This is a genomic window from Thermodesulfobacteriota bacterium (assembly GCA_040755095.1).
Classification (GTDB): Bacteria; Desulfobacterota; Desulfobulbia; order Desulfobulbales; family JBFMBH01; genus JBFMBH01.
The window spans coordinates 1-8,123 of the sequence record JBFMBH010000170.1 but is presented as its reverse complement, the minus strand read 5'-3'; the positions used below and the strand labels follow the sequence as shown (position 1 = coordinate 8,123).

General features: G+C 72.0%; 9 protein-coding genes. 4 read left to right on the top strand and 5 right to left on the bottom strand.

Annotation, left to right across the window (positions count from 1 at the left end):
• The 3 genes from AB1634_17775 to AB1634_17765 all read left to right on the top strand — a co-directional run.
• Window positions 1-265: helix-turn-helix domain-containing protein (locus AB1634_17775; protein MEW6221364.1), on the top strand; the 265-nt coding region annotated here is incomplete at its 5' end.
• A 53-nt stretch (window positions 266-318) separates the two neighbouring features.
• On the top strand, window positions 319-2,223 hold the full coding sequence (locus tag AB1634_17770) for a methyl-accepting chemotaxis protein (protein MEW6221363.1): 1,905 nt from the start codon (window positions 319-321) through the stop codon (window positions 2,221-2,223).
• Between the two features lie 52 nt (window positions 2,224-2,275).
• Window positions 2,276-2,485, top strand: coding sequence for a hypothetical protein (locus tag AB1634_17765; protein ID MEW6221362.1), 210 nt, complete (start codon window positions 2,276-2,278; stop codon window positions 2,483-2,485).
• A 14-nt stretch (window positions 2,486-2,499) separates the two neighbouring features.
• Here the strand turns inward: AB1634_17765 and AB1634_17760 are convergent, their stop codons facing one another.
• The 3 genes from AB1634_17760 to AB1634_17750 all read right to left on the bottom strand — a co-directional run bounded on the left by AB1634_17760 (window position 2,500) and on the right by AB1634_17750 (window position 5,883).
• A complete protein-coding gene (locus AB1634_17760; protein ID MEW6221361.1) occupies window positions 2,500-3,258 on the bottom strand; it encodes a succinate dehydrogenase/fumarate reductase iron-sulfur subunit in 759 nt (252 codons plus the stop codon).
• Window positions 3,255-5,168 (bottom strand): fumarate reductase/succinate dehydrogenase flavoprotein subunit, encoded by a 1,914-nt coding sequence (locus tag AB1634_17755; GenBank protein ID MEW6221360.1) that lies wholly within the window; start codon window positions 5,166-5,168, stop codon window positions 3,255-3,257. Before AB1634_17755 ends, AB1634_17760 begins: the two co-directional genes overlap by 4 nt.
• 67 nt (window positions 5,169-5,235) lie before the next feature.
• The gene (locus tag AB1634_17750) at window positions 5,236-5,883 is read right to left on the bottom strand and encodes a succinate dehydrogenase (GenBank protein ID MEW6221359.1); all 648 of its coding nucleotides are present in this window, start codon (window positions 5,881-5,883) and stop codon (window positions 5,236-5,238) included.
• A 218-nt stretch (window positions 5,884-6,101) separates the two neighbouring features.
• On the opposite strand from AB1634_17750, the gene AB1634_17745 reads away from it, so the two are divergent.
• On the top strand, window positions 6,102-6,776 hold the full coding sequence (locus tag AB1634_17745; protein MEW6221358.1) for a histidine phosphatase family protein: 675 nt from the start codon (window positions 6,102-6,104) through the stop codon (window positions 6,774-6,776).
• On the opposite strand, the gene AB1634_17740 is transcribed toward AB1634_17745, so the two are convergent.
• Window positions 6,761-7,591 (bottom strand): SAM-dependent chlorinase/fluorinase, encoded by an 831-nt coding sequence (locus AB1634_17740; GenBank protein ID MEW6221357.1) that lies wholly within the window; start codon window positions 7,589-7,591, stop codon window positions 6,761-6,763. The two genes, AB1634_17745 and AB1634_17740, sit on opposite strands and share 16 nt — an antisense overlap.
• Window positions 7,570-8,123: hypothetical protein (locus AB1634_17735; protein MEW6221356.1), on the bottom strand; the 554-nt coding region annotated here is incomplete at its 5' end. The genes AB1634_17740 and AB1634_17735, both read right to left, overlap by 22 nt.

Sequence of the window (8,123 nt, the reverse complement as noted above, 5' to 3'; positions counted from 1 at the left end):
GAAGGCTGACCTGCCCACTTACATGACCGCCGAGCCGGAGGCACTGCCGCCGCTACCGGCCGCACCGGCGGCGAGCGCTGCCTCGCCGCCGGTCCCCGGCAGCGGCAGCCTGGCCGACCTCGAGCGGCGGGAGGTGCTGGCCGCCCTGGAGCGGCACGGCTGGGTGCAGGCCCGGGCCGCCCGCGCTTTGGGCCTCACCGAGCGCCAGATCGGCTACCGGATGCGCAAGTTCGGCATCCTTTCTCCCTACCGCAGCGGCGCCTGAGGCAACGTCCCATCCCGCGGCCGCCGCCAACCCCTTTCCTGCAGGAGTGGACGATGCGCCTTAAGATCCTTCACCTTGGCCTCCTGGGCAGAATCCTCATCGCCGCCATCGGCACCAGCCTGCCCGTGGTGGTAGCCCTGTTCTATTTCGTGCTCACCGGCAACAACAAGGACATCGAGTTTGCGGCCCAGGAGATGCGAGGCAACCGCATCCTGCGACCTCTGGAGACCCTGCTGCGGCTGGTGGCGGACCATGAGCTGGCCCTGGCCGCGCCCGGGGTCCTGGCCGGCGGCGGGGACCGGCAGGCCATCGCCGCTGCCGTCGACCAGGCGCTGGCCGATCTGGCCGCGGCGGACGCCGAGGTGGGCGGCGCGTTGCAGTTCACGGCCGAGGGGCTGGCCGCCCGGGGCCGGGAGCACCTGCGGGTGGAGATCCTGGCCAGGGAATGGCACCAGCTGGCCGCGGAAGCCGGCAGCCTGCCGGCCGCTGCCGGCCGGGAGCGTCACGGCCACCTCATCTCCGATCTCCGAGGCATGATTGCCCATGCCGGCGACACCTCGAACCTGATCCTTGACCCGGATCTGGACAGCTATTACCTCATGGACGTCACCCTCTTGGCCTTGCCCCAGACCCAGGAGCGGCTGGCGGCCATCAGCGCCAGCCTGGCAGCCATGGCCGGCCGCGCCCCCAGCGCCGCCGAGCGGGTGCAGCTGGCGGTGCACGCCGCCTTCCTGCGGGAGGCGGACGGCGGCCGGATCAGCGCCGGCATCGCCACCGCCCTGAACGAGGACCCAGGATTCCACGGTCCCTCACCCTCTCTGGCGCCGGCCGTGGGGCCGGCCCTCAAGGCCTATGAAGAGGCCAACAACGGCTTTGCCGGCCATCTGGAGGCGATGGCCCTGGAGGCAGCTGCCGGCCCGCCGTCCCCGGCGGCACTGGCAGCTGGCGAGGCGGCACGGCAGGCCTCTTTCGCCCTGTGGGCGAAGGCGGCGCAGGAGCTGGATTCCCTTCTGGCCATGCGCATGGCCGCCATCGCCCGTGGCCGCAACACCGCGCTGGCGATCGCTCTGGTGGCCATTTTTGCCATGGGCCTGGGCGCTTTCTTCTACGTGCGGCGCGGGATTGTCATCCGCCTTCAGGGAATGGTGGACTCCCTGTTGCATGTCTCCCAGGGGCTCGACGGCACCGCCGGTGCGGTGGCGGAGGCCAGCCAGGCCCTGGCCTCCGCAGCGGCCGAGCAGGCGGCGGCGGTGGAGGAGACCGGTGCCTCCCTGGAGGAACTGGCGGCCATGACCCGGACCAACACCGAGAATGCCGGCCGGGCGGCGGCGATGGCCCGCGAGGTGCGTGCCACCGCCAGTCGCGGCTGCGAGGCCATGCAGGAGATGCAAGGGGCCATGCAGGCGATCCGGCAGGCCGGGGAGGACATCGCCGGCATCATGCGCACGGTGGACGAAATAGCCTTCCAGACCCACCTGCTGGGGCTGAATGCGGCCGTGGAGGCGGCCCGGGCTGGCGAGGCGGGAACCGGCTTTGCCGTGGTGGCGGACGAGGTGCGGAGCCTGGCTACCAAGAGCAAACGGGCAGCCGAGGACACCGCCCAGCGAGTGGCGAGCACCCGCGTCCGCACCATTGAGGGCGCCAGGACCGCCGAGCGGGTGGCAGCCGTGCTGGCGGAGATCGCCGGGGCGGTGACCCGGATGGAGGCCCTGCTGGCCGAGGTGGGTCAGGCCTCGGAGCAGCAGGATCAGGGTATCGGCCAGATCAGCCAGGCCATGCTGCAGCTGGACCGGATGACCCAGGAGCATGCCACCCAGGCGGAGTCCGCGACCGGCACCGCCGCCGATCTCACCCGCCATGCGGAGGTTCTGCAGGAGACCGGCGGCATCCTGGCCGTCATGGTGGGGGGCAGCTCCGCCGCCGGGGCAGCCCACCTGCCGGCAGCTGGCACACCATGACCCCCGCCTTCAGGGCTGACGAGCCGGGTCGGCGGAGGCTGGCCGCGCTCGCTTGGCCGCCCAGTTCCGCAGCTCGGCAAGGCGCTCCCGGTGGCGCGTCGTCGTCAAGGGGCACACGGGCGTCCGGGGCGATGTGGAGGAGAACCTCCGGCTCTCCCAGGAACGGGCCGATGCCGAGCACGCCCGGGATTTCAACCTCACCCACCCCCACTCCTTCCAGGATCTCCGGCCGGAGGAGCACAACGGCCCGGCCCGGCACTGAAAGGCCGGAGCCCTTCAATCCCTGGCCAGGAAGGCGGCCCGCCACAGCTCCCGGTTCATCCGGGCGATGTGGCGGATGGAGATGCCCTTGGGGCAGGCGCGCTCGCACAGGCCTTCGTTGCCGCACGGGCCGAAGCCCTGGGCGTCCATCTGCCGCACCATGGCGACCACCCGCCGCCGGCGCTCCGGGTCGCCCTGGGGCAGGAGGGCCAGGTGGGAGACCTTGGCACCCACGAACAGCATGGCCGAGGCATTGGGGCAGGCAGCCACGCAGGCGCCGCAGCCGATGCACTGCGCCGCGTCCAGGGCCTCCTCGGCCCGGTCCGGCGGGACAGGCAGGGTGTTGGCCTCCGGAGCGGCTGAGCTTGATACCGACACATAGCCGCCCTCGGCGATGATGGCGTCGAAGGCGCTGCGGTCCACCACCAGGTCCTTGATCAGGGGGAAGGCCCGGGCCCGGAAGGGCTCGACCACCACGGTGCTGCCTGCGGCAAAATGGCGCAGGGAGAGCTGGCACAAGGTGGTGCCCGCCTGCCGGCCGTGGGCCTGGCCGTCCACCACCGCCCCGCAGGTGCCGCAGATCCCCTCCCGGCAGTCGTGGTCGAAGGCGATGGGCTCCTGGCCGGCCAGGATCAGCCGCTCGTTCACCCCGTCGAGCATCTCCAGGAAGGACATGGCGGCGGCCAGGGGGCCGGTGTCGAAATCCTGGAAGGCGCCGGGAGAGCTGGGCCCGGCCTGGCGCCAGATCCGGAGCTTGAGGCTGACGGTCTTCACGCGTAGCTCCTCCGGGATGGCGTGACCGCGGTAAATTCCAGGGGCTCCCGGAACAAGGCCGGCGGCCGGCCGGCGCCGCGGTGCTGCCAGGCCGCCACATGGGCGAAGCCGGCGTCGTCCCGCCGGGCCTCGTTGCCGGCGGTCTGGCTCTCTTCCCGGAAATGGCAGCCGCAGGACTCCCGCCGCGCCAGGGCATCGGTGACCAGAAGCTCGGCCAGCTCCAGATAGTCGGCCACCCGGCCGGCCCGCTCCAGGGTCTGGTTGAGATCCTGGCCCGAGCCGGGCACGGTGAGATCCTGCCAGAAGGCCTCCCGGATGGCCGGGATCTGGCTCAACGCCTCGGTCAGGCCCGCCTCGTTGCGGCTCATGCCGCAGCGGTTCCAGAGCAGAAGCCCAAGCTGGCGGTGGAAGTCGGCAGGCGTGCGGCGGCCGCCGATGGCCAAAAGCCGGGCCAGCCGGTCCCGGACCGCGGCCTCGGCCTCGGCAAAGGCAGGCAGCGAGTCGGCCAGGGGCTGGGGGCCGAGGCGGGAAAGGTAGTCGCCCATGGCTACCGGGATGATGAAGGAGCCGTCCGCCAGGCCCTGCATGAGGGCGGAGGCCCCCAGGCGGTTGGCGCCGTGGTCCGAGAAGTTCGCCTCGCCGAGGACAAAGAGGCCGGACACGGTGCTCATGAGGTGGTAATCCACCCACAGGCCGCCCATGGTGTAGTGCACCGCCGGGAAGATGGTCATGGGCTCGGCCAGGGGATCGACACCGGTGATCTTCTCGTACATGTGGAAGAGGTTGCCGTACTTGCCCATGATGGCGGCTGTCCCCTCCCGGGCCTTGGACTCGGCAAAGTCCAGAAAGACGGCCTGGCCGGTCTCTCCCACCCCTTTGCCCTGATCGCATTGCTCCTTGACACTCCGGGAGGCCACGTCCCGGGGCACCAGGTTGCCAAAGGACGGGTAGCGCCGCTCGAGAAAGTAGTCCCGCTCCCCCTCGGGGATGGCGGCCGGCGGCCGCCGGTCGCCGGCTTGGGCCGGCACCCAGACCCGGCCATCGTTTCTGAGGCTCTCGCTCATCAGGGTCAGCTTGGACTGATGGTCGCCGTGCACCGGGATGCAGGTGGGATGGATCTGGACAAAGCAGGGGTTGGCGAAGGCCGCCCCCCTTTTGTAGGCCCGCCAGATGGCGGTGGCGTTGGCCGAGGCGGCGTTGGTGGACAGGAAGTAGACATTGCCGTAGCCGCCGGTGGCCAGGATCACGGCGTGGGCCGCGTGCCGGCGCACCGCGCCGGTGATGAGGTGGCGAGTCACGATCCCTTGCGCCCGGCCGGCCGCCACCACCAGATCCAGCATCTCGGTCCGGGGATGGAGGTGGACGGTGCCGGCCTTGACCTGCCGCATGAGCGCGCCGTAGGCACCGAGCAGAAGCTGCTGGCCGGTCTGGCCCCGGGCGTAGAAGGTGCGGGCCACCTGGGTGCCGCCAAAGGAGCGGGTGGCGAGAAGGCCGCCATACTCCCGGGCAAAGGGAACCCCCTGGGCGGTGCAGTGGTCGATGATGCGGTTGGCGATCTGGGCCAGCCGGAAGACATTGGCCTCCCGGGCCCGGAAATCGCCCCCTTTGATGGTGTCGTCGAACAGGCGGCGGATGCTGTCCCCGTCGTTGCGGTAGTTCTTGGCGGCGTTGATGCCGCCCTGGGCCGCGATGCTGTGCGCCCGGCGGGGGCTGTCCTGGAGGCAGAAGGCGTCCACCCGGTAGCCCAGCTCCCCCAGCGAGGCGGCGGCCGAGGCGCCGGCCAGGCCGGTGCCGACCACGATGATCCGGAAGCCGCGGCGGTTGGCCGGGTTGACGAGGCGGGCCTCGAAGCGGCAGCGGTCCCATTTCTCCGCCAGCGGGCCGGCCGGGATGCGGCTGTCGAGGGGCATGGCATATCCTCGGCGGTGACGGTGGATGAACGGTTGGTATCGGCACCGGCGGTCCGATCGCGGCCGGTCAGCGCAGAAAGGAGCGGCTGGCCAGGATCAGGATCGGAATGAGCATGAACAGACCGCCGGTGCCGAGGGCCCCGGCCAGGCTGGCCTGGCGGATGAGGGCGCTGTAGCCCGGATGACTGAGGCCCAGGGTCTGGAACAGGCTCCAGAAGCCGTGGCTGACATGGACGGTCAGGGCCGCCACGGCCAGGAGATAGAAGGCGGCCCGGGGCGGCACCTGCAGGGCGGCCACCACCTGGGCGGCCAGGGGCGAGGGGCTGGCGGCGAAACGGAAGTCGGCCAGATGGACGACCAGGAAGACCAGGATGAGAAGACCGGTAAAGGGCATGGTGCCGGAGGACAGGCGCCCGCGCAAGGCTGCCGGCACGGCGTAGCGGCAGGGTCGGGCAGCCAGGCTGTCCACCCACAGCCAGGCGGCGAAGACGGCATGCGCCACAAGGGCGCCGGCCAAGGCCAGCTCCAGGAGCGCCAGAAGGGGCCCCAGGCTGTGGAGCCCGGCGTGGTAGGCGTTGAAGGTCGCGGCCCCCAGGAAGGTCACCAGGCTGCCGGCCAGGTGCAGGGCCAGAAACAAGGCCAGGACCGCACCGCTGGCGGCCACCACGGCTTTTCTGCCAATGGAGCTGCCGAGGAGGATCTGGAGGAGCGTCATGGATCGACCTGCGCCAGAGGGGGGTGTTCCGACCGGGAACCGGGGATGACCTTGCAGCATACCCCGACCCCGTGGTACCACACAACAAGCATCGCCCTGACCCCTGTCCCCAGAGAGGCAGCCGGCATGGGAAGCCACCCCCTCATTCCGCCCCACGGGGGCTTCCGGCGCCTGGCCCCGACTCCGCCGGAGGGCCGCCTCCTTCCGGATTGCCTGCCATGAGCATCGCCGCTGGCGCCGACATCGCGGTTCTGATGCGGCGGACCCGCCTGCCGGAGTCGGCTACCCACCTGGTCCTGGTGCGCCATGGCGCGGTGCACAACCCGAAGAACGTTCTCTACGGCCGCCTGCCCCGCTTTCCCCTGGCAGCGGCTGGTCGCAGCCAGGCGCTGGCCGCGGCCTTGGCCCTGGCGGCCACGCCCCTGGCGGCCCTCTACTCGAGCCCGCTGCTCCGGGCCCGCCAGACCGCGGCTGCCATCCGGGAGCGGCAGCCGGGTCTGAGCCTTGCCCTCTGCCACCTCCTCACCGACGTCGCCAGCCCGCATCAGGGTCGGCCCGGCGCCGAGGTGGATGCCCTGCCGGACAATGTCTACCAGGACAGCCGGCCGCCCTTCGAGACGCCCGCCGACGTGCTCGGCCGCCTCATCCGCTTCCTCGGCCAGGTGCGCCGCCGCCATTCCGGGCAATGGGTGGCCGCGGTCAGCCACGGCGACCCCATCGCCTTCCTCATCCTGTGGGCCCACGGCCAGCCGCCCAGTGCCGCCGGCAAGACCGGCCTGGCCCCCTGGGGCATCCCTGGCGGGTACCCGGGGCCCGGCTCCATCACCACCTTGACCCTGCCCGTGGAAGGGGAGGTGACCCCCCTGGCGGTGCACCATCAGCGGCCTGGCTGAGGCAGCGGCCGGCGCCGCAGCTCGACGGGCGTGCCGATGGCAAGCCCCAGGGCGCCTGCGGCATGGCCGTTGCGCACCGCAATCTCCAGAAGATTCCGGCTGTTGACCAGCACGAGGGGCGCGCCTTCGGTCACCGCCGCATAGCAGGTCTGGGGGCTGCCCAGGGACCGGCCGCGGCAGACCGCCTCCAGGGTCGCTCCCTCATGGCCGGCCAGCAAAGCCTGGCCATGGGCCGGGGTGAGGTTGGTGGCGCAGTTGCCGAAATGGTCGATGGCGATGATCTCGCCGGCGGCCTCGCCGGCCAGGAGGTCCAGCCGCGGCTCGGGCCAGGCCAGCTGCACCAGGGAGTCGGGGGACACGGGGCTGCCCACCGCGGCGAGTGGCCAGCCGCTGGCCAGGCGCGCCGCCACCGGCGCCAGGAGGTCCCGGCCGTGGAAGGTCCGGGACAGGGACGACAGGTACAGCTCCGGCCGGTCCAGGGCCACCGCCTGGTCGGCCGGCGCCTGCCGGAGGACCGGGGAGAGAAGGCCGTTGTCCGGGGCGAGGAAGGTCTGGCCGGCCGCCGCCACCGCCACCACCCGGCGGTCGCTGCCCACCCCCGGATCCACCACCGCCACGTGCACGGTGCCGGCCGGGAAGTAGCGGAAGGCGGCGGCCAGGACGAGGCCGGCCTGCCGGATGTCCTGGGGCGGCACCAGGTGGCTGAGATCGACCACAGTCGTTCCGGGGGCGAGGCCCAGGATCACCCCTTTCATGATCCCTGCGAACCCGTCCGCCAGGCCGAAGTCCGTGGTCAGGGTGATGATGGCGGCCACGGCTCTTCCTGTCCCTCTTCCGGCTGCCGCTCCGGCTGGCGCTGGTGCCGTTGGCGCAGCCGCTCCAGGAGCTGCCGCTGCTGTTCATCCAGCTGGCGCCTCTTCAGCTCCTCCTGGCGCATGGCGTCTTCCTGGCGCTGTTGCCGCTCCAGCTGCTCCTGGCGGAACCGGTCCGCCTGCTCCTGCTGCCGCCGCTCCATCTCCTGCAGCCGCCGCAGCTGCTCCTGCTGCCGGTCCTCCATCTCCTGCTGCCGGCGCTCCAGGTCCTGGAGCTGGCGCCGCTCCGCCTCCTCCTGCCGGCGGCGCAGCTCTTCCCGCTGCCGCCGCAGCCGCTCGGCCATCTCCTCCTGCTGCGGGCCCGCCTCCTGGCGGCGCAGGGCCGGTGCCGGCCGCGGCTCCTGCAACGGCAAGGCCTCGGGGACCGATGCCGGTGCCTGCTCCTGGCGGTCTCCGGCCTGCGGCCGCTGGTCCTGGGGCCGCGGCCGGCGCACCCGCTCCGGCTGCGGCGGCTCCTCGCCTGGCGGTGGCGGCA